The sequence below is a fragment of the Citrobacter sp. RHBSTW-00524 genome (assembly GCF_013747755.1).
Lineage (GTDB): Bacteria > Pseudomonadota > Gammaproteobacteria > Enterobacterales > Enterobacteriaceae > Citrobacter > Citrobacter braakii.
The window spans coordinates 3,694,168-3,713,674 of the sequence record NZ_CP056421.1; the positions used below are offsets into that span (position 1 = coordinate 3,694,168).

The 19,507-nt window shown below is 56.2% G+C and carries 16 protein-coding genes; 5 read left to right on the forward strand and 11 right to left on the reverse strand.

The genetic code is table 11. The features are described from left to right. Positions 1–42 precede the first annotated feature (42 nt). Positions 43–1,131 (forward strand): oxidoreductase, encoded by a 1,089-nt coding sequence (locus HV229_RS17950; protein WP_181546067.1) that lies wholly within the window; start codon positions 43–45, stop codon positions 1,129–1,131. Between the two features lie 104 nt (positions 1,132–1,235). On the opposite strand, the gene HV229_RS17955 is transcribed toward HV229_RS17950, so the two are convergent. The 7 genes from HV229_RS17955 to entC form a co-directional block, all read right to left on the reverse strand. Continuing rightward, positions 1,236–1,433 (reverse strand): YbdD/YjiX family protein, encoded by a 198-nt coding sequence (locus tag HV229_RS17955; RefSeq protein ID WP_019076244.1) that lies wholly within the window; start codon positions 1,431–1,433, stop codon positions 1,236–1,238. 63 nt (positions 1,434–1,496) lie between these two features. Further along, positions 1,497–3,602: a pyruvate/proton symporter CstA gene (gene cstA, locus HV229_RS17960; protein WP_016152202.1), complete on the reverse strand. Its 2,106-nt coding sequence runs from the start codon at positions 3,600–3,602 to the stop codon at positions 1,497–1,499. Between the two features lie 185 nt (positions 3,603–3,787). Beyond that, positions 3,788–4,201, reverse strand: a complete 414-nt coding sequence (entH, locus tag HV229_RS17965; protein WP_029139447.1) for a proofreading thioesterase EntH — start codon at positions 4,199–4,201, stop codon at positions 3,788–3,790. A 2-nt stretch (positions 4,202–4,203) separates the two neighbouring features. After that, positions 4,204–4,959: a 2,3-dihydro-2,3-dihydroxybenzoate dehydrogenase EntA gene (entA, locus tag HV229_RS17970; RefSeq protein ID WP_181546069.1), complete on the reverse strand. Its 756-nt coding sequence runs from the start codon at positions 4,957–4,959 to the stop codon at positions 4,204–4,206. Then, on the reverse strand, positions 4,959–5,816 hold the full coding sequence (locus HV229_RS17975) for an isochorismatase (RefSeq protein WP_019076241.1): 858 nt from the start codon (positions 5,814–5,816) through the stop codon (positions 4,959–4,961). Before HV229_RS17975 ends, entA begins: the two co-directional genes overlap by 1 nt. Positions 5,817–5,829: 13 nt before the next feature. Then, positions 5,830–7,440: a (2,3-dihydroxybenzoyl)adenylate synthase EntE gene (gene entE / locus HV229_RS17980; RefSeq protein WP_181546071.1), complete on the reverse strand. Its 1,611-nt coding sequence runs from the start codon at positions 7,438–7,440 to the stop codon at positions 5,830–5,832. 33 nt (positions 7,441–7,473) lie between these two features. Continuing rightward, positions 7,474–8,649 (reverse strand): isochorismate synthase EntC, encoded by a 1,176-nt coding sequence (gene entC / locus HV229_RS17985; RefSeq protein WP_016152197.1) that lies wholly within the window; start codon positions 8,647–8,649, stop codon positions 7,474–7,476. Between the two features lie 187 nt (positions 8,650–8,836). Between entC and fepB the strand changes: the two genes are divergently transcribed. Continuing rightward, positions 8,837–9,793: a Fe2+-enterobactin ABC transporter substrate-binding protein gene (gene fepB, locus HV229_RS17990; RefSeq protein WP_016155944.1), complete on the forward strand. Its 957-nt coding sequence runs from the start codon at positions 8,837–8,839 to the stop codon at positions 9,791–9,793. Positions 9,794–9,851: 58 nt separating this feature from the next. Here the strand turns inward: fepB and entS are convergent, their stop codons facing one another. Next, entirely contained in the window at positions 9,852–11,090 is a 1,239-nt protein-coding gene (entS, locus tag HV229_RS17995; RefSeq protein WP_181546073.1) for an enterobactin transporter EntS, read from the reverse strand. Between the two features lie 109 nt (positions 11,091–11,199). Here entS and fepD point away from each other — a divergent pair, with 109 nt between their 5' ends. The 3 genes from fepD to fepC are packed head-to-tail and all read left to right on the forward strand — an operon-like array spanning position 11,200 to position 13,990. Further along, positions 11,200–12,207, forward strand: coding sequence for a Fe(3+)-siderophore ABC transporter permease (gene fepD / locus HV229_RS18000; RefSeq protein WP_016152194.1), 1,008 nt, complete (start codon positions 11,200–11,202; stop codon positions 12,205–12,207). Then, entirely contained in the window at positions 12,204–13,196 is a 993-nt protein-coding gene (fepG, locus tag HV229_RS18005) for an iron-enterobactin ABC transporter permease (RefSeq protein ID WP_049271360.1), read from the forward strand. The genes fepD and fepG overlap by 4 nt, the downstream gene beginning before the upstream one ends. Then, entirely contained in the window at positions 13,193–13,990 is a 798-nt protein-coding gene (gene fepC / locus HV229_RS18010; RefSeq protein WP_046275116.1) for an iron-enterobactin ABC transporter ATP-binding protein, read from the forward strand. The genes fepG and fepC overlap by 4 nt, the downstream gene beginning before the upstream one ends. Before the next feature lie 46 nt (positions 13,991–14,036). Here the strand turns inward: fepC and wzz(fepE) are convergent, their stop codons facing one another. From wzz(fepE) to HV229_RS18025, 3 genes are all read right to left on the reverse strand, one after another. Continuing rightward, on the reverse strand, positions 14,037–15,170 hold the full coding sequence (wzz(fepE), locus tag HV229_RS18015) for an LPS O-antigen length regulator Wzz(fepE) (protein WP_046275117.1): 1,134 nt from the start codon (positions 15,168–15,170) through the stop codon (positions 14,037–14,039). Between the two features lie 228 nt (positions 15,171–15,398). After that, complete coding sequence (gene entF / locus HV229_RS18020; protein WP_181546075.1) at positions 15,399–19,289, reverse strand: enterobactin non-ribosomal peptide synthetase EntF; 3,891 nt, start codon at positions 19,287–19,289, stop codon at positions 15,399–15,401. Further along, positions 19,286–19,504 (reverse strand): MbtH family protein, encoded by a 219-nt coding sequence (locus tag HV229_RS18025; protein ID WP_016152190.1) that lies wholly within the window; start codon positions 19,502–19,504, stop codon positions 19,286–19,288. Before HV229_RS18025 ends, entF begins: the two co-directional genes overlap by 4 nt. Between the last annotated feature and the right edge of the window lie 3 nt (positions 19,505–19,507).

Below are 19,507 nucleotides of genomic sequence, written 5' to 3' on the forward strand. Positions count from 1 at the left end.
AAATAACCTGCATTGACAGGACAGCCAAAAGGACAACACAACATGAGTAATACCGAGATTCGCGTCGTCACCGGCCCGGCCAACTATTTTTCCCATCCCGGCAGCCTGTCAAGACTCAACGATTTTTTCACCGCAGAGCAACTCTCACGCGCCGTCTGGGTTTACGGTGAACGCGCCATCGACGCGGCCCGCCCTTATCTGCCTGAGGCATTTCATCTTGCCGATGCCAGGCACCTGCTGTTTACGGGACATTGCAGCGAAACCGATGTTACTCAACTGGCAAAAGAGTCAGGAGAGAATCGCAGCGTGGTGATTGGTGTGGGCGGCGGGACATTGCTCGACACGGCCAAAGCGCTGGCTCGTCGTCTGGGTCTGCCTTTTGTCGGTATCCCTACTATCGCAGCGACCTGCGCCGCATGGACACCGCTCTCCGTCTGGTACAACGATGCAGGCCAGGCGCTGCATTTCGAAATTTTCGCTGACGCCAATTTCCTCGTGCTGGTCGAGCCAGAGATCGTTCTCAATGCGCCTGAAGAATACTTACTGGCGGGGATCGGCGACACGCTGGCGAAATGGTACGAGGCCGTCGTGCTCGCGCCTGAGCCGGAAAACCTACCTCTGACCGTACGTCTGGGTATCCATGCTGCGCAGACGATCCGCGACGTCCTGTTGGAAAGCAGCGAGCAGGCGCTGGTCGATAAGCAACAAGGCATGTTGAGCCGCACATTTTGCGATGTAGTGGATGCAATTATTGCCGGAGGCGGCATGGTCGGCGGTCTGGGTGAGCGCTACACCCGCGTGGCGGCAGCGCATTCGGTACATAATGGCCTGACCGTGCTCCCGCAGACCGAGAAGTTTTTGCATGGCACCAAAGTGGCGTACGGCATACTGGTGCAGAGCGCGCTGCTGGGACAAGATGATGTGCTGGCGCAGTTAATTACCGCCTATCAGCGCTTCAACCTGCCAACCCGGTTGGCTCAACTGGACGTGGACATCAACAACCGCGCCGAAATCGACAACGTGATTGCGCACACCCTGCGCCCGGTGGAGTCCATTCATGCGCTGCCGGTAACGTTAACGCCACAGACGCTGCGCGCAGCGTTCGAAAAAGTAGAATCGTTTACGGTGTGATTATGGTGTGGGATGCCTGATGGCGGCAACGCAGCGAAACCCCTGGAGCTTACAAAGATAAGTGACCAGGGTGAACACGCCTGCAGCTTGAATGATGAAGAGCATTAACAGCAGCGCGCGCCGCCTTTCCCCCCGTAGCGCGCATCCTGGCGTTCGCGGAAAAATTCTTCGTAGGTCATTGGTGTCAGGTCCGGATGCGTGACGCGCATATGCTCAACATAGTTGTCGTAATCCGGCACACCTATCATTAATCGGGCGGTTTGACCTAAATACTTCCCGGCTTTAGAGAGCGTTTCAAACATAGTGGTTCCCTGTCGAACAAACGCCCTCCCCATTCAGGAGAGGGCTCGTTGGTTAAGAGAATATTAGTGAGCACCTTTCGCCTGCGCCACGATCTCTTCGACATTCTCAGGCATCGGTTCGTATGGCGTTTCTTTCGACGTAGGTTTGTCCTCTTTCAGTGCTGCCAGTGCAGTTTTGATGGAGAACAGACCCAGCACCACAACGACTACCATGAAGAAGATAGTGAGACCCGCATCCAGGCGGTTGTTAAACACCAACTGCGTCAGCTGCGACTGAGTGTACTGCGCCGGAATATTACCGCTGTCGATCATCGCCTGGAACTTGTTAGCGATGGCGAGGAAGCCAATTTTCGCATCCGGGCTAAACGCTTTCTGCCAGCCGGCGGTCAGGGTACAAATCAGCAGCCAGGCCGTTGGCACCAGCGCCACCCACGCGTAGCGTTGACGTTTCATCTTGAACAGCACCACCGCGCAAAGCATCAACGCCATACCGGCCAGCATCTGGTTGGCGATACCAAACAGTGGCCACAGGGTATTAATACCACCCAATGGATCCACCACGCCCTGGTGCAAGAAGTAACCCCAGGCCAGCACGCACAGCGCCGTTGCCAGCAGGTTCGCAGGCAGGGAATCAGTACGTTTCAGACCCGGTGACACCACGCCCAGCAGATCCTGCAGCATAAAGCGTGCGGCGCGCGTACCGGCGTCTACCGCCGTCAGAATAAACAGGGCTTCAAACAGAATGGCGAAGTGATACCAGAACGCCACATCCATCATGCCGCCCAGCGCACCGTGCAGAATATACGCCATACCCACCGCCAGCGTCGGCGCACCGCCTGCGCGGGAGATAATGGATTGTTCGCCGACATCGTTCGCAATCTGATGCAGCGTATCAGGCGTGATAACAAAGCCCCAACTGCTCACAACCTGTGCCGCTGACGCAACCACATCGGTGGTTCCGGCAGGTGCCAGTACAGCCATCGGGCTGTTCATCGCAAAGTAGACGCCCGGGTCGATAACGCAGGCCGCCACCAGCGCCATAATGGCGACAAAGGATTCCATCAGCATCCCGCCGTAGCCAATAAAACAGGCCTGACCTTCATTCGCCAGCATCTTCGGCGTGGTGCCGGAGGCAATCAGCGCGTGGAAACCAGAGACCGCACCGCAGGCGATGGTAATAAACAGGAACGGGAACAGGTTACCGCTCCAGACCGGGCCTGTACCGTCAACAAACTTGGTCAGCGCAGGCATGGTCAGCGTCGGACGCATGATCAGAATCCCTACCGCCAGACCAACAATGGTACCAATTTTCAGGAAGGTAGAGAGATAATCACGCGGTGCCAGCAGCAGCCACACCGGCAGTACGGCGGCGACAAAGCCGTATCCCACCAGCATCCAGGTCAACTGTACGCCGGTAAAGTCAAAGTACGGTGCCCAGGTCGGGCTTTCAGCCACCCAGCCGCCGGAAATAATAGCAAACACCAGGAATACCAGACCGATGACCGACACTTCACCAATGCGGCCCGGGCGCAGATAACGCAGGTAAATCCCCATGAAGATCGCCAGCGGGATAGTAAAGGCGACGGTGTAGGTTCCCCACGGGCTGTGGGTCAGCGCTTTCACGACGATCATCGCCAGTACCGCGAGGATAATCACCATGATCATAAAACAGGCCACCAGCGCAATGACACCCGCCGTTGGGCCCATCTCTTCTTTCACCAGTTCGCCAAGGGAACGCCCATCGCGACGAGTAGAAACAAACAGCACCATAAAGTCCTGCACCGCCCCCGCCAGTACTACCCCGGCAAGCAGCCAGATCATACCCGGCAGATAGCCCATTTGCGCCGCCAGCACCGGTCCAACTAATGGACCCGCTCCAGCAATCGCCGCGAAATGGTGGCCAAACAGCACTTTTTTATCGGTAGGAACATAGTCCAGACCATCGTTATGACGCACGGCAGGCGTCATACGCGTCGGGTCCAGCGCCAGTACATTTTTCGCGATGTACAGGCCGTAGAAACGATAAGCGATAAGGTAGACACAGACCGACGCCACGACTATCCACAACGCGTTGATCTGTTCGCCACGATTTAATGCGATATAGCCGAGGGCAAATGCTCCCATAACGGAGAGCACTGTCCAGACGAGGTACTTCCCTGATTTATTCATACTTGGTTTTCCGTTGTCCTGGTCAGAGAGATGTTACATTTTGTTTCTATAACATCTTTTCTGAATTTAACAACCTGACAACCATGTAAACCCGAAGTATCACTGAGTATTTACATTGCATTGTTAACTGGATCACTTCATTTAGCCGTTAACCCTGCAATTTCATTTTACTTTGTCGGGCGACTTCACCCCATCACCGCAGTGCCTAAACGACAGGTGCAACAGCGTCGTCCCTGCTCATCAAAGATGACGATTTCCCAGCTTTGACTCTGACGCCCGAGGTGCAGCGGCTGGCAAACGCCGCGCACTTTCCCCTGCGCAACCGCCCGATGGTGCGTGGCGTTCAGTTCCGTACCCACCACACACTGTCCGTCGCGAGTCATCAGATAACCCGCCATCGAACCCAATGTTTCCGCCAGGGCCGCCGACGCGCCGCCGTGCAGCAGACCAAACGGCTGATGCGTCCTGCTATCCACCGGCATTTCTGCTTCCAGCACATCATCCCCCAGTCGGGTATAGACCATGCCTAAATGCGCCACCATCGTGTTCTGACTGGTGGCATTCAGTTCATCCAGCGTTAAATGACGTTTCCAGATCATCGTCATGCCCCCAGCGTGGAGCCGCCGTCCACCACGATATCCTGAAGCGTAATGTGGCTCGCCAGATCGGAAGCGAGGAATAAAATCGTGTTAGCGATTTCCTGTGGACGAGCGATTTTCCCCAGCGGAATGCCGAGCTTAAACTGCTCGCCAAACCCACGAATGCGCTGTTGCTCCGCGTCATCGCTGACCCACAACGTACGCTGCATGTCGGTATCGGTCGAGCCTGGCGAAACCACATTGCAACGCACACCGCTGCCAGCCAGTTCAAGTCCGACGGTCAGTGCCAGGTTTTTCAGCGCGGCTTTTGACGCACCGTATGCGCTCATACCGATACGCGGCGTGTGCGCCGCATCCGACGCGACGGTCACGATTGCGCCGCCCTGCTGGCGACGAAACTGCGCCATCGTCTGCTGAAACAGATTGAACGCCCCACCAACGTTAACCGCAAACGTCTGCTGCCACTCCTCAATGCTCAGCGCATCGGTGGCCCCCATACGCAAAATACCCGCCGCATTGACCAACACATCCAACCGCTCGCGCGTTTGCAGGACGCGCTGACACACCTCAGCCACCTGTCCAGCATTCGCCACATCCAGCACTTCGGTGGCAAACGGGTAGTTATCCTGAGAAAATTCACAATCGAATCCTGTCACCTCAGCACCCGCTTTCACAAACGCCAGCGCGGTGGTGTGGCCAATCCCTTTTCCCGCGCCGGTTACCCAGACGGTTTTCCCTGCGAAGTCAAATCCAGACATTACTTCACCTCGCGAGAGAGCAGCGTCCACCAGGCGTCAATGGTCGGGTTTTTCGCCAGCATCACGAAGTCAATATCACCATGAACCTTACGCCAGCGCGCCGCCAGCGCCATCATGCGCACGGAATCCAGTCCGTAGTCGATCAGGTTTTCGTCATCCATCGGCTCTTCGGACTCATCGAGCAGCGGCAGAATAACGCTGCGTAACGCATCTTTGCTGGCCGGTACCGGCGTCGGTAATAATTCCTGAGTCATCACCACACGCCCGGAGCGTCCCGCCACGTATTTCAGCGACATCAGATGTTCGTCACGGCTAAAGTCTGCCAACGCATCGGCAACCATAAACGGCTTGATGTCGCGCATAAAGGCGTCCGTTGCGGTGGTCATACAGCCAATATGCGCATACACGCCGGTAATGATCAGTTGATTACGTCCGGTTTCCTTAAGCATCTGTTCCAGCGGGGAGCGATGAAATGCGCTGTAACGCCATTTCACCAGAATGGTATCCGCTTCATCCGGCGCCAGCGCCTCAACGATTTTCTGCTGTTCCGGCGAACGCGTCAGTCCCGGTCCCCACATATCATTGAGCAGAGCGCGGTCTTCATCACTCTGTTCTTTCGGCTGAGCGGTGTAATACACCGGAATGTTATGCTCTTTGCAGTACTGACGCAGTGCGGCGATGTTAGCGACGACCTGCTCCATCATCGGGCAGTTATCGCCCCAAAAACCGATAAAATAGTCCTGCATGTCGTGGATCAGCAGTGCGGCGCGTTCGGGGTCAAACGCCCAGTCCACTTTGTTCACCGGAACATCAAGCGCCGTGGGTAGCGCATAAGCCTGCAGTTTAGGAATTGCCATCTCTTATTCTCCTTCAGGCCAGTGAACGTGATGCCAGCCACTGACGTAATTGTTTTTTATCTACTTTCCCAACCGGAGTCAGCGGTAACGACTCAACGCACTCCACGCGGTCAGGTAATTTAAATTCCGCTACGCCCTGTTCGCGTAGAAAACGACGCACCTGCACCGCTCGCAGCGGCTCTTTTACCACCAACCAGGCACAGCTTTTCTCGCCCATCAGTTCGTCATCCATACTGACCAGCGCGGCATGGATCACCATCGGGTGGCGCAGCAGCAGGTTTTCAATCTCTTCTGCAGCGATCTTCTCTCCACCGCGGTTGATCTGATCCTTCTCGCGTCCCTGGACGGTGATGTAGCCATCTCGATCGATGGCGATCAGATCGCCGGAGCAGTAAAAACCGTTGGCGTCAAAGGCGCTGGCATTGTGCTCAGGACTGTTGAAGTAGCCGCGGAAGGTGTATGGGCCACGCGTCATCAGGCGCCCGGTTTCTCCCTCGGCTAAAGGGTTGCCGTCAGCGTCTGCTACCCAGACTTCATCATCGGGACACATCGGGCGGCCCTGGGTATTGATGATGCGTTCAGGACTGTCGTCCAGACGGGTGTAGTTCACCAGCCCTTCCGCCATGCCGAAGACCTGCTGCAGCTGGCAACCAATCTCCGCCGGAATACGCGCCGCAAGCGAGGCGGAAAGCCGTGCCCCACCGACCTGTAGCAGCGTCAGCGAAGCCAATTGCGCATTGCTCCCCCACTCCGCAATTGCCTGCAGCCACAGGCTCACCGCTGGCGGCACTAGCGCCGTGACGTTAACCTGATGCTGTTCAATCAGAGGGAAGCACAGGGTGGCGCTCGGGTCAGCCGCCAGCACGACGGTGCCGCCAGCCAGGAATACCCCCAACGCGCCAGGCGAACTCATCGCGTAGTTATGCGCCGCCGGGATCGCGCATAAATAACGCGTTTCCCCGGTGAAGCGGCAAATCTCATTGCTGCGACGCACGCTGTAGTAGTAATCGTTATGGGTACGAGGAATCAGCTTTGGCGTCCCGGTAGTCCCGCCTGAAAGCTGGAAATAGGCCACCTCATCAGCAGGCGATGGCGTGGCGGAAAAATCAGTCGCGGGCTGGCTTATCGCCGTTTGCAGATTGTGTTCGCCTTCATCATTGCGCAGTTGCACCACGCGCACTGAATTGTGTTCAGCCACAAAAGCGTTAAGAAAATCGTCTCCGCTAAACAACGCATGCTGACGATCGGCAATCAGCAGCGCCGGTTCAATCTGTTTGGCATAGGCGTTAAGCTCGTTTCGCTGATGGCTGAATAATGCCAGCACCGGAGCTACGCCCAGCTTGAGCAGCGCAAAGAAAGTGATATACAACTCAGCCACGTTGCCCAGTTGCACCAGCGCGGTTTCGCCGGGTTTGATCCCCTGACGGCGCAGACTGCAGGCGAGATTGTCAGTGGCCTGATTCAGTTGGCGATAGCTCAGGTGGCATTCGCCATCGATCACCGCCGTATGGTCGCTGTCGGCGTGACGGGTCAGAATGTCGGTCAGCGGCAAATCCTGCCAGTAACCTTTTTCACGATAGCGGCGGGCAAACTCCTCCGGCCAACGGGTGAAAGGAATACTCATTATCGCTCCTTAGAGGCCTGGTCAATAAGGCTCTTAATGCAGTCCAAAAACATTCAACATCGTGGAGAGTTTGGCTCCCGTTTCACGCCATTCAGCAACCGGGGACGAAGCCGGAACAATCCCGGCACCGGCAAAGAAACGTACCTGATTACGCAGCAGCTTCGCACAACGGATCGTCACCACCCATTCGCCGTTGCCTTGGGCATCACACCAGCCGACAATACCACCGAACAGTTCGCGATCGAACGGCTCCAGCTCGGCGATCAGTTTGCGCGCAACCTGATGCGGGAAGCCGCTCAGCGCAGGCGTCGGATGCAGCAGGCACGCGAGCGTCAGGGCGTTTTCTTGCGCGTTGGCTTTACCCTCAAACGGCGTGCCGAGGTGCCAGAGCGTAGGCGTGGTGACCAGTTGCGGAGAAGAAGGGAGTTGCAGTTCACGGCTGCGATCGCGCAGGACATTTTTCATGGCCTGCGTCACCAGTTCGTGCTCATGGCGATCCTTTTCGGACGCCAGCAGGCGGATGCCCGCCTCCCGGTCCAGCACATCGTCCGGTTGACGACGTGCCGAGCCTGCCAGCGGTAATGAGCTGAAACGATCGCCTTCTTTGCGTAACAGCAGTTCCGGACTGGCGCCAATCAATACGCCACCGTCTTCAAGAGGGACGTGGAAGTTGTAGCTCGCCGGATTTTGCGCCACCAGGCGCTCCAGCAGCGCCCCGCTGTCAATATTGGCATCAGCGGTGATATCGATCAGGCGTGACAACACCACTTTGTCGACTTCCGGGGTTGCCGTCAGCGCAGCCGCGCGAGCGACCATATCTTCAAAGAAGTTCTGTTCCGGGATCGATTTACGTTCAACAACGTTCAGCGACTGATGCGCGTTAAAGTAACGAGATGATTGCTGCTTCGCCGTTCGGGAGAACGTCTGCCACGACTGGGGAATAAACAGCGATGACGGCTGGCGGGTGTCAAAAGGAATCGCCCCGACCATGATGGGGTTAGCGATACCCTGCGCTTTGGCATCAGCAAACAGCGCATGCATTTTTTGTTGGAAAGGGCTGTCTGGCGAATCGCCATCAATTGCCGGTTCCGCATAGCGGGCGAAGCATCCTGACGTCGTAAAACTACGGTACGGCGACATAAAGAAAAAACTGTCGGGAGCGAGCGTCGGCATAGTCTGCGTTTTTTCCTCGGCCAGTGACGTTTCCATATCATCCTCCAAAAATGATAAAAGCTCTAATAATGATTATCATTTATATTTTCGGTCGCTAACCTAAAAGCAAAGCGGCGGTATGTCAACTCTTGTGGCAGCACAATGTGCGACTTTGGCTTGCATCCTTGTCCACTAACAATGAAAATGAGAAGCATTACTTATACTGATAACAGGATGCTGATTCGTGAGTCTCCCCTCTTTTTGCCGCACCGTGCTCTTACTGGCAGGTTTGTCTATTTCAGGAATTTCTTCAGGTTATGCCGCCGACTGGCCGCGTCAGGTTACCGACAGTCGTGGTACGCATACGCTGGAACATAAGCCGCAGCGAATTGTCTCCACCAGCGTCACCCTCACCGGCTCGCTGCTGGCAATTGATGCCCCGGTCATCGCCAGCGGCGCTACTACGCCGAACAATCGCATCGGCGATGCACAGGGCTTTTTACGCCAGTGGAGCGAAGTGGCAAAAGCGCGCAAACTGAGCCGCCTGTATATCGGCGAACCGAGCGCTGAGGCCGTAGCGGCGCAAATGCCGGATCTGATTCTGATCAGCGCCACCGGGGGAGATTCAGCCCTCGCGCTATACGATCAGCTGTCCACCATTGCGCCAACGCTCATCATTAATTACGACGACAAAAGCTGGCAGGCGCTGCTGACGCAGTTAGGTGAAATTACCGGTCAGGAGCAACAGGCTGCTGCGCGTATTGCCGAGTTTGATAAGCAACTGCAGGCGGTCAAGCAGCGTATTACCCTGCCGCCACAACCGGTCAGCGCGCTGGTATACACCGCTGCAGCGCACAGCGCCAACCTGTGGACGCCTGAGTCGGCGCAGGGCAAGCTGATGGAGCAGTTAGGTTTCACCCTGGCACCGCTGCCTGCCGGATTGCACACCAGCCAGAGTCAGGGCAAACGCCACGATATCATCCAGCTTGGCGGTGAGAACCTGGCGGCTGGCCTGAACGGCGAAGCGCTGTTCCTGTTCGCTGGCGACAACAAAGATGCCGACGCCATTTATGCTAATCCGCTGCTGGCACATCTGCCTGCCGTGCAGAATAAACGTGTTTACGCCCTGGGTACGGAAACCTTCCGTCTCGACTACTACAGCGCGACCCTGCTGCTGCAACGTCTGTCGGCACTCTTTTAATCGCCAGCGCCGGATACGGCTAACGCCTTATCCGGCCTATAAACCGTAGAGGACAACGCTATCCGGCATTCACAGGCATTTGTCGGAATCGGCGCACTTCTCCCAGCAACAGCAGCAGTAGCAGACCGACAATCACCAGCCCAAACCCACTTACGCTTGCCGAAGCAACCGGTGTCATCATCGCCCCCAATCCCCCTAACAGCGCCGCGCCGATCGCATCTCCTGTAACGTTCTGCGCAGTCCACAAACCGTTAATTCGCCCGAGCATCGCTTCTGGCGTCTGCGTCTGTAACAGGGTGTACTGCAACAAAGAGCTGACCGCACTCAGCCAGCCGAACAGCGCCAGGCAGACAACGCCAAGCTCCCAGACCGGCATCAACCCAAACAGACCGATAGCCAGGAACGAAGCCACGGTCGATACCAGCATGATCAGTCCCGGACGCACGCTGTGCGCCAGTTGTCCGCTGGTCAACGCGCCCACCGCCGCGCCAAGAGGAATGGCCGCATACAGCAGACCTATTTGCGCACTCGACATTTGCCAGTTAATCGCCAACGCGGGATACAACACGCGCACGGCGCTCGCCATAGTCAACAGACCGCCAAGCAGCGCAATGCCGCCAATCAGCGGGCTGGCAAGCAGAAAGCGAAATGCTGCCAGCAGCGATTTTAACGGATGCTCGCGCGGCTGAGTCGGAGGCGGCAGCGCGGGAAGGCTCAGCAACGGCAGCAAGGTAATGAAAGTGCCCGCCGCCGCCAGACCGTAGTTCCAGGCCACGCCACCGGTCGCGAGCAATACTCCGCCAAGCATCGGCGAAATAACCGAACCCAGACGTACCGTCAGCATGGTAATCGCCCCGGCCTGCATCAAATTCTCCCGCCCAACCAGCGCCGGTGTTGCCGCCAGCAACGCGGTCACGCCCAGCGAGGCAAAGAAACCGTCCCATAAGCCAAGCAAATAAATCGCCAGTAACGACGGTTCGGGCAGCAGCGCATTCAGACACAGACCAATAAAGCCGATTCCGCAGGTTCCACGAGCCAACAGGATCACTTTTTTACGCTCATAGCGGTCGGCCAGCACCCCGCCCACCATCAGACCAATAAACATTGCGCTGCCGGTCAACGTTACTGACAAACCGACCTGCCAGGTCGACTGGGTCATCATCTGGATCTGTACCGGAACCGCCACGCCGAGTAGCCCCAGAGAGACAATGGAAATAAAACGGGCGAGGAAGACGGCGCGAAATGCAGGGTGGGTCTTTAACAGGCTGAGATTGAGCAGCCAGGATTGTCGATTCATTACAGAGCCTTACCAGGTACTTTTTCAATATCCATTCGATGGCTGCACATGCTAACATATCCAAATAAGATCGATAACGATAATTACTATCATTATCAGGGAAGTTGATATGTCATGCTCTGTTTCCGCGACACGTGCCTTCGCCGTGCCCGGACTATTGTTATTACTTGTTCTCACCACGGTATTAAGTCTGGTTATTGGCGCCAAGTCGCTACCTGCCTCCGTGGTGCTGGATGCACTTACCGGCAGTTGTCAAAGCGCTGATTGCACCATCGTGCTGGACGCGCGACTGCCGCGCACGCTGGCGGGGCTGCTCGCCGGTGGGGCGCTGGGTCTGGCTGGCGCATTAATGCAAACGCTCACGCGTAACCCTCTCGCCGATCCCGGCATTCTGGGCGTTAACTCCGGTGCCAGCTTCGCTATTGTGCTGGGAGCCGCGCTGTTCGGTTTTTCCTCTGCGCAAGAGCAACTGCTGATGGCCTTTTCCGGGGCGCTGGCCGCGTCGCTTATAGTGGCCTTTACCGGCAGCCAGGGCGGCGGGCAGTTAAGCCCGGTGCGTCTGACGCTGGCGGGCGTTGCGCTGGGCGCGGTGCTGGAAGGATTATCCACCGGAATCGCCCTGCTCAACCCGGATGTCTACGATCAGTTGCGTTTCTGGCAGGCCGGTTCATTGGATATCCGCAGCCTGCAAACGCTGAAGGTCGTCCTGGTGCCGGTGCTGATTGCCGCGGCTGTCGCGTTATTCCTTAGCCGTGCTCTGAATAGCCTGAGCCTCGGGAGCGACACCGCCACCGCGCTTGGCAGCAAAGTCGCTCGCACGCAGTTTATTGGCCTGTTGGTGATTACCGTACTGTGCGGCAGTGCGACCGCGATTGTCGGCCCTATCGCCTTTATCGGCCTGATGATGCCACATATGGCGCGCTGGCTGGTGGGGGCAGATCACCGTTGGTCGCTGCCCGTTACCCTGCTGGCAACCCCCTCTCTGTTGCTAATTGCCGATATCATCGGTCGCCTGATTGTCCCCGGCGAGCTGCGCGTTTCAGTGGTCAGCGCATTTATCGGCGCGCCGGTGCTTATCTTTCTGGTACGCCGGAAACCGCGCGGGGGTGGCGCATGATGCACCTCTCCCGCCGCCTGATAGTCAGCAGCCTGCTGCTGGTTATAGGTTGTCTCGCCGTTGGCTTGTGGAGCCTGCGTAGCGGCGTCGTTACGCTGGAAACCCAGCAAATTATTGCCGCTCTGCTTGGCGATGCGCCGCGCAGTATTACGCTGGTGGTGACCGAATGGCGTTTGCCACGCGTGCTGATGGCGCTATTGATTGGCGCGGCGCTCGGCGTGAGCGGTGCAATATTCCAGTCGCTGATGCGCAACCCGCTGGGCAGCCCGGATGTGATGGGTTTCAATACCGGTGCCTGGAGCGGTGTGCTGGTGGCAATGGTGCTGTTCGGACAGCATCTCACCGCTATCGCGCTTGCGGCCATGGTTGGCGGGGTCCTGACGTCTCTGGTGGTCTGGGCGCTCGCCTGGCGCAATGGTATCGACACCTTCCGGCTGATTATTATTGGGATCGGCATACGCGCCATGCTGGTTGCGTTCAACACCTGGCTACTGCTGAAGGCATCATTAGAAACCGCGCTGACCGCCGGACTGTGGAACGCCGGATCGCTCAATGGCCTGACCTGGGCCAAAACCTGGCCTTCTGCCCCACTGATTATCCTTATGCTGGTGTGCGCCACGCTGCTGGTGCGCCGGATGCGTTTACTGGAAATGGGTGATGACAGTGCCTGTGCGCTTGGCGTCAGCGTAGAGCGCTCACGTCTGATGATGATGCTGGTTGCGGTTGTACTGACCGCTGCCGCCACCGCGCTGGCTGGCCCTATCTCGTTTATTGCCCTTGTCGCCCCACATATCGCGCGGCGGATTAGCGGCACATCGCGCTGGGGATTAACCCTGTCGGCGCTGTGTGGCGCGTTGCTGCTGTTGATGGCGGATTTATGCGCCCAACAGCTGTTTATGCCTTATCAGCTTCCGGTGGGCGTTGTCACCGTAAGCCTCGGCGGTATTTATCTTATCGTCTTGTTAATTCAGGAGTCCCGCAAAAAATGATCGAATCAGTAGCCCGTTTGCGTGGCGACCAGTTAACGCTGGGTTATGGCAAATTTACCGTAGCGGAAAACCTCAATGTGTCGATTCCAGACGGTCACTTCACCGCAATTATCGGGCCAAACGGCTGCGGAAAATCAACGCTACTGCGCACGCTTAGTCGTCTGATGACGCCCGCGCACGGTAAGGTCTGGCTCGACGGCGAGCATATCCAGCACTATGCCAGCAAAGAGGTTGCTCGCAGAATAGGTTTGTTGGCGCAGAACGCCACCACGCCGGGTGATATTACGGTACAGGAGCTGGTTGCCCGTGGGCGCTACCCGCACCAGCCATTGTTTACCCGTTGGCGAAATGAGGATGAAATCGCAGTCTCAAACGCAATGCAGGCGACGGGAATCACTCATCTTGCGTCACAAAGTGTGGATACCCTTTCCGGTGGACAACGCCAGCGCGCATGGATTGCGATGGTGCTGGCGCAGGAAACGTCGATTATGCTGCTCGATGAACCTACCACCTGGCTGGATATCAGCCATCAGATCGATCTGCTGGAGCTGCTGAGTGAGCTAAACCGGGAGAAAGGGTATACGCTGGCCGCCGTTCTGCACGATCTTAATCAGGCGTGTCGCTATGCGACACATCTGATTGCGCTGCGTGACGGAAAAATTGTTGCCGAGGGTGCGCCGAAGGAGATCGTCACAGCGCAGCTTATTGAAAAAATCTATGGTCTGCGCTGTATGATTATCGACGATCCGGTTGCCGGAACGCCGTTAGTGGTGCCGCTTGGGCGCAATAAATAGCAAGATTTACCGTCTGGCGGACTGCTCGCCGCCAGACGAAATGTCATCACACCAGTTGTTGATCAATAAACGTCATTTTTTGCTTACGCGCCACCATGGCGTAATTCAGCAGAACACCACCACACGCCACCATGCCACCCAGCAAAGCTGCCAAAATAACGATCATCGATTTTGCCGGACCATCTTTATGCACTGGCAGCGAAGGTGAAAGTTGATATTTAAATGGCGTAAATTTTACATCATTCACATTCATAGCTAACAGCTGTTCAACGTGATATTGGCGGTTACGTAATTCACCGTTAATTTCAGCAACATCCGTTACCGACTTTTCTATTTCTAATTTACGTGCAATGCCATCAGCGCCCAGTGAAATAGAGAAATCAGGGTCATCTTTCACCGCCTGGCCATTACTGTAGACTGGTTTTTTAATCCCAGCGGCATTCGCAATTTCCAGTGAATAATGCAGTCGCTGGATTTTGGCGTCCAGTTGATTCTTAAGCCTGATGCGATCCATCTCCAGTCTTTCTTTCTCAAAGCTGGTTTTGATGGACAGTTTATTGCGAATATCTTCCAGCGTTTCTTTCACCACAGCATCAGAAATATACTGGATATAGCCCTTCAGCACAGACTGGGCTTCTTCAGCCTGGGGCGCGGTAAAGCTTAGCGTCCATGCGGTATACAGCGAAGTCTCATTCTTTTTTCCCACATTGCTGTCAACGGCGTTCATTTTTTCACTGAGCCTGACAATTGCCCGATGCAGGTCCATTTCATCGATATCCGCGCCTTTCAGTTGTTCCATCACATAAGGAGAAGAACGCAGATACTCTTCCAACAATGAGGGCGACTGAAATTTTTTGATAAACAGATTAAATACTTCACCACGGCTAACGTTAATATCCATATCCAGCACGCGCAATTTGGTCAACGTATTTTCGAGGTTCTGCCACTGGACGGGCTCGGCCGGCGTCACGATGGCCTGACTGGTCCATTTTTGCGGTAGTAGAAAAGAGACCAGAATACCCACACAGGCAAAGGCGAAAACGGTCGCCATAATTTTCGTCCTGGCGCGCCATAAGATTTCGATTAGATTAACTAAATCGATTTCATTAGCATTTACCGCTGGCTGAGGATATGCAGTAAAATCCGAAACGTTATCTTGCTTAATATTTAATGATGACATGTGTGTGACCTGAGATCCGTACCCAAAGAAGAACATTTCCGAAAGAGAAGTCTACCAGTTAGTAAGATTTATCCGAAACACTCTTTGTGCTCGAAGCCCTACCAAAAATTATATTCGGAATTTATTCACCCTTTTAATCGCCCTCATCACACCAAAAAAGATCAACCCCATAACATAATGATTACATCATGGGGTTATTTGATCGTCGCGATAGTAAGATTCGCTTTGTTACACCGAATTATTGATCAAGGTGTTTATTATTGGCCCTATCGCCTCAAACGAGCTGGGAGAGATAATATCGACATGCGCGCAGTCCTGACGATATACATCCAGACTGGATATCCACGGTGACCAACTGCGTTCAGGACTGACCCCCGGCACTAAGGTGCGCTCAGCAACGAACAGCGTGGCGTGACCAGCAAACGGCGCGCTGTGTGCCGTGGTGAGCAGGCGAACCGCATCGGCGTAGTTACCTTCGATAGCATTAAATAAGGCCTCTGACGCATTCCCCTGCTGCGCTGCCAGAAACGCTTCACGTTCACGCTCGATCTCGGCCAGTACCGCGGGATCCAACCCATTGGCCTCCTTTTCCTGCCAGTTTTGCGTTTCCGGCGGCCAGGTATCCAGCAACCCCAGGAATGCAACTGTCTCTCCTCTGGCATGTAAGCGTGCGGCGATTCCCTGCGCCAACGTCCCCCCCAGCGAGTAGCCTAATAAATAATAGGGACCATGAGGCTGCTGGCTGAGCAGCGTTGCCAGGTGATGTTCGCATACCGCATCAAGGTTTTCCGCCGTCTGCATAGGGCCATCCGGTCGCGGCGACTGAATGCCAATAATCGACCACTGCGGACTGAGGTAACGCGACAGCACGCTAAACTGCCAGGCGAAACCCGACGCCGGATGGAAGCAAAACAGCGTAGGGCCATGACTTTCACGCAGCGGCAGCATCGTCTCGAATCCCAGACGCTGCGTCTGTTCATCATCATTGCTCTCCAGCAGTGCACTCAGTTGTTCAACAGTAGAAGCCACCATTATCTGCCCAGGCGTTACCTGACGCTCAAAAACACGGCTCAACTGCGCTGCCAGCTTCATCGCCAGCAGCGAATGCCCGCCAAGCGCAAAGAAGTCCGCCTCCACGTCATTAACCTCGCAATCCAGCAAGGCTGCAAAAGACTGCGCGATGGCGGTTTCAGTCCCTGCTCGCGGCGCACGTCCTGACGTACGCGACGTCAACTGCGGCATCGGCAGCGCTTTACGATCCAGTTTACCGTTTGCACTCAGCGGCAGCTCCGCCAGTTGCAACAATACCGTCGGCACCATATGCGCAGGCAGTTTTTCACGCAGGGTTTCCCGCAATGCAGACGTATCCAGCGGTAAACCCGATTGCGACACCAGATACCCCACTAACTGTCGCGCATCGCCGCCTGTGGCCGCCGCCAGGTTGAATACGCAGGCGTGGGCAACGGCGTGTTCGACATCTGGCAGTTGCAGCATCACCCGATCAATCTCACCGAGCTCAATGCGCTGTCCGCGAATTTTAAGCTGGTCATCGCTGCGCCCGAGGTATTCCACTGCGCCATTCTCCAGCCAGCGCGCCACATCCCCGGTACGGTACATGCGTTCACCAGGGTTAAACGGATCGGCGATAAAGCGGCTCGCAGTCAGATCCGCTCGTCCCAGGTATCCTTGCGCCAGCTGGATCCCCGTCAGATAGAGATCACCCGCCACGCCAAAGGGCACCGGGCGCATCATGGCGTCCAGGATCCGTAAACCGGTATTCCATACCGGATAGCCAATCGGCACGCTATTGCCCGTTACGGCAGCGAGATCGTCCCCCCAGGCCGGATACCAGCTCACATCGACCGCCGCTTCCGTTGGCCCGTATAAATTGTGCAGTGGCGCATGAGTCAACTGTTCCCATTCGCGGCATAAATCTGCAGGTAAGGCTTCGCCGCTGCAGAATACCCGTTTCAGCGAGGCACAGCTCTCCCGCGCGGTTTCCGGCGTCAGTGAAGCAACAAAAGCGGCCAGCATAGAGGGAACAAAGTGCGTGGTCGTCACCCCTGACTGCGCAAAGAACTGCTGCATCGCCAGCGGATCGCGGTGCGCTTCAGGTTCTGCCATGACCAGTTTTGCCCCGGCAATAAACGGCCAGAAAAACTCCCATACCGAGACGTCAAAACTGCACGGCGTTTTTTGCGCCACCACATCATCCGCAGTCAGAGGATAGTGATTTTGCATCCACAGCAAACGGTTAACGATGGCTGTTTGCCCAACCATCACCCCTTTTGGTCTGCCGGTAGAACCGGAAGTAAAAATAATATAGGCCGTATGATTAGGTTGAGATAGCGCCAGCGGTGCAACATCCTCTTCTGGCAGCGGCGCGTTGTAGCACAGACTTTCCAGCTCCGGAATATCGCTAAAGCGCGCCAGTTGCTCTTCGGTCGCGATCAACAATTTTGGCTTCGCGTCTTCGAGCATCATCCGCAGGCGATCGTCCGGGTATCCGGTATCCAATGGCAGCCAGGCAGCTCCTGCCTCAACAATACCGTGCAGCGCCAGCGTGAGGAACACGGAACGCGGTAATGCCACGGCAACGCTGTCACCAGGCTGTACGCCACGCTCGCGCAGGCGGCGCGCCAGCGCCACAACCTGTTGGCGCATTTCACGATAGCTAAACTGATAGCGGGCATCAGCCAGCGCCGGGGCATCCGGCGTTTTATCGGCCTGCTGTGCCACCAGCGCGCTCAGCGTGGTGGACGGGATCGCCACGGTCGTGTCGTTAATCTTCGCCAGCCGCTCATGTTCTGTCGACAACAGCATCCCGGCATCGCCGCAGCATAGCGACGGATTGTCGGCAAACTGCGCGATAAGCGCGGTTAAACGCGATGCATGTTGCGCCAGCGTCGCGGCATCGTAGCGCTGTTTATTGGCCAGGATTTCAATACTCAGCCCGCCGTTTTCATCCGGGAACAGCGCCAGCTCCAGATCGTTCACTGGACCTGTCGCCAACGTATGGGTTTGCGCCTGAACGCCAGGAATATTCAGTTGATAGTCAAATATTTTCACGTTCAGTACCGGGCCAAACAGCGGTTCGGCACCGGCTGCGCGCCCGCTGTCGCGAACAATTTGCTCAGCATCATATCGCTGATGTCGGCGCATTTTCTTCAACTGTGCGGCCAGTCGTTGGGCAAGTGCAGGCAAACTTTCTGCCGCATTCAACTGCACGCCAAATGGCAGGACGTTTAAAACCGGTCCGGTGGACGTGAGCGCCGCCGACCCCATACGCCGCATAAAGATAAACCCGGCGGCATATTCCATTCGGCTGCATAAACGTCCGAGCCACAGCGCCACCAGCGCAAGGGCCAGATCCGCACGCTGATCGTCTGGCATACGTGCCGCAAGCCGGCGAAACTCCCCTTCAGGCGCGGTTAACTTCAGACGAATAATATCCGCGCTGGCCGACCGCCCTGGCAGGGGTTTGTTAGACAGCGAAGCCGGAGGTGGGAGTTGCTTTCGCTGCTCGGTCCAGAAGGCGCCGTCACGTTGCCAGGCATCGCTTTGCCGATACTGTTGATACTCTTCCACCACCTCAGAAAATGGCGTAAAAGGTGATTCCGGCGTGGGCTCGCCATGCAGCCATGCGCGGTAAATTGCGGCTATCTGGCGGGTAATGGCCGGGAAACTGAAGCCATCAACCAGCAGATGATGGTAACGCTGATACCAATACCAACGCTTTTCTCCCACCTGAATGAGCAGGTGAAAAACCAGCGGCTTAGTGCCATCAGCACGGATGTCCTGCTGCAGGTCTGCCTGCATCAAGGCGCGCGCTGCCGCATGCGGATCGGATTTTTCGCGCAGATCGATAATTTCTGGTGGCGCAAAGGCAAGCGCAGAGTCTACCCATTGCCAGACCTCGCCGTTATCTTCGCTAAACCGCATCCGTAGGGTATCGGCCTGCTGTAGACCCGCCACTACCGCTTTCGCCAGCAACGGTGCGTCCAGTTCGCCGGTTAATTCTACGTAGTGCGCCACGCTCCACGCAGAGGGCAATGTGGAGAGTTTTTCCGCCATCCAGATCCCCGGCTGAGCCGCAACTAACGGTAAACGTTGAGTCATGGAGCCTCCTGCACATCGACGTAGTTCGCTGGCGTCAGCGTGGTCCAGTTTGCATCCAGCCATTGCTGGCAGGCTTCCTGTGATTGGGGTTCGCACGCGACCGTCCAGCCAGCAGGAAGTGAGCATTGCTGCGGCCAAAGGCTAAACTGACGTTGGGGATTTTGCAGAATGTAAAACTGGCCCTGCGGATTATCGAAGGGGTTACTGAATTCCATACT

Excerpts from the sequence above, each read along its gene's own strand:
- HV229_RS17950 (WP_181546067.1), top strand. The coding sequence starts at position 43 with ATGAGTAATACCGAGATTCGCGTCGTCACCGGCCCGGCCAACTATTTT.
- HV229_RS17955 (WP_019076244.1), bottom strand. The coding sequence starts at position 1,433 with ATGTTTGAAACGCTCTCTAAAGCCGGGAAGTATTTAGGTCAAACCGCC.
- cstA (WP_016152202.1), bottom strand. The coding sequence starts at position 3,602 with ATGAATAAATCAGGGAAGTACCTCGTCTGGACAGTGCTCTCCGTTATG.
- entH (WP_029139447.1), bottom strand. The coding sequence starts at position 4,201 with ATGATCTGGAAACGTCATTTAACGCTGGATGAACTGAATGCCACCAGT.
- entA (WP_181546069.1), bottom strand. The coding sequence starts at position 4,959 with ATGTCTGGATTTGACTTCGCAGGGAAAACCGTCTGGGTAACCGGCGCG.
- HV229_RS17975 (WP_019076241.1), bottom strand. The coding sequence starts at position 5,816 with ATGGCAATTCCTAAACTGCAGGCTTATGCGCTACCCACGGCGCTTGAT.
- entE (WP_181546071.1), bottom strand. The coding sequence starts at position 7,440 with ATGAGTATTCCTTTCACCCGTTGGCCGGAGGAGTTTGCCCGCCGCTAT.
- entC (WP_016152197.1), bottom strand. The coding sequence starts at position 8,649 with ATGGAAACGTCACTGGCCGAGGAAAAAACGCAGACTATGCCGACGCTC.
- entS (WP_181546073.1), bottom strand. The coding sequence starts at position 11,090 with ATGAATCGACAATCCTGGCTGCTCAATCTCAGCCTGTTAAAGACCCAC.
- fepD (WP_016152194.1), top strand. The coding sequence starts at position 11,200 with ATGTCATGCTCTGTTTCCGCGACACGTGCCTTCGCCGTGCCCGGACTA.
- fepG (WP_049271360.1), top strand. The coding sequence starts at position 12,204 with ATGATGCACCTCTCCCGCCGCCTGATAGTCAGCAGCCTGCTGCTGGTT.
- fepC (WP_046275116.1), top strand. The coding sequence starts at position 13,193 with ATGATCGAATCAGTAGCCCGTTTGCGTGGCGACCAGTTAACGCTGGGT.
- entF (WP_181546075.1), bottom strand. The coding sequence starts at position 19,289 with ATGACTCAACGTTTACCGTTAGTTGCGGCTCAGCCGGGGATCTGGATG.
- HV229_RS18025 (WP_016152190.1), bottom strand. The coding sequence starts at position 19,504 with ATGGAATTCAGTAACCCCTTCGATAATCCGCAGGGCCAGTTTTACATT.